At 72.6% G+C, this 1,310-nt stretch carries 1 protein-coding gene; it reads left to right on the forward strand.

Features of this window, described 5'->3' with window-relative positions; all coding sequences use genetic code 11:
• Positions 1–151: 151 nt before the first annotated feature.
• A partial coding sequence (dnaX, locus tag A7A76_RS04915) for a DNA polymerase III subunit gamma/tau (RefSeq protein ID WP_206410145.1) occupies positions 152–1,310 on the forward strand: 1,159 nt, incomplete at its 3' end.

Genomic DNA, 1,310 nt, shown 5'->3' on the forward strand with positions numbered 1-1,310 from the left:
ACGCCACGGCCGGGCCGCATGGCGCCAGCCTGGGGAGCGGGGGTGGGGCGTGGCACAATGCAGGGCCGATTCGCGCGCGCCGCGCCGCCGGCGCCCGCAGCGGCCCGACGGCCGCGCGCCGCTCCCCCGTCCAACCGAGTCCACGGATCCGATGTCCTATCTCGTCCTCGCCCGCAAATGGCGCCCCAAGCGTTTCGCCGAACTGGTCGGGCAGGAGCACGTGGTGCGCGCGCTGACCAATGCGCTGAGCACCGGACGCGTGCACCACGCCTTCCTGTTCACCGGCACCCGCGGCGTCGGCAAGACCACGATCGCGCGCATCTTCGCCAAGTCGCTCAACTGCGAGCGCGGCACCTCGGCCGATCCGTGCGGCGAGTGCAACGCCTGCCGCGACATCGACGCCGGCCGCTTCATCGACCTGCTGGAGATCGACGCGGCCAGCAACACCGGCGTGGACGACGTGCGCGAGGTGATCGACAACGCGCAGTACATGCCCAGCCGCGGACGGGTCAAGGTCTACCTGATCGACGAAGTCCACATGCTGTCCAAGTCGGCCTTCAACGCCTTGCTCAAGACGCTGGAAGAGCCGCCGGGGCACGTCAAGTTCCTGCTCGCCACCACCGACCCGCAGAAGCTGCCGGTGACGGTGCTGTCGCGCTGCCTGCAGTTCAACCTCAAGCGCCTGGACGAGCAGCAGATCGCCGGGCAGATGACCCGGATCCTGGCCGCCGAACACATTCCCGCCGAGGATTCGGCGATCCGCCAGCTGGCCAAGGCCGCCGACGGCAGCCTGCGCGACGGTTTGTCGCTGCTCGATCAGGCCATCGCCTACAGCGGCGCGGGCAGCGCCGACGGCGTCGGCGGCGAGCAGCCGCTGGCGGGCGCGGCGGTCGCGGCGATGCTCGGTTCGGTCGACCGCACCCGCGTCGGCGCGGTGCTGTCGGCGTTGGCCGACGGCGACGGCCGGCGCCTGTTCGACGAGGTGGCGACGCTGGCCGAGTTCTCGCCCGACTGGGGCAACGTGCTGGAGTCGCTCGGCGACGCCTTGCACCGCATCCAGGTGCGCCAGCTGGTGCCCGACGCGGCGGTGGAGGCCGACGGCGTCGACGTCGACGGCCTGGCCGCGCAGCTGCGGCCGGAGCTGGTGCAGCTGTGGTACCAGATGGGCGTGAGCGGGCGCCGCGACCTGCCGCTGGCGCCGAGCCCGCGCGCCGGTTTCGAGATGGCGGTGCTGCGCATGCTCGCGTTCCGTCCGAGCGCGGGCGGCGATGCGCCGCCGCCGTCGGGTTCCGGCGGCCGCGGCGAATCGG

The sequence above is a fragment of the Lysobacter enzymogenes genome, from assembly GCF_017168095.1.
Taxonomy (GTDB): Bacteria; Pseudomonadota; Gammaproteobacteria; order Xanthomonadales; family Xanthomonadaceae; genus Lysobacter; species Lysobacter enzymogenes_D.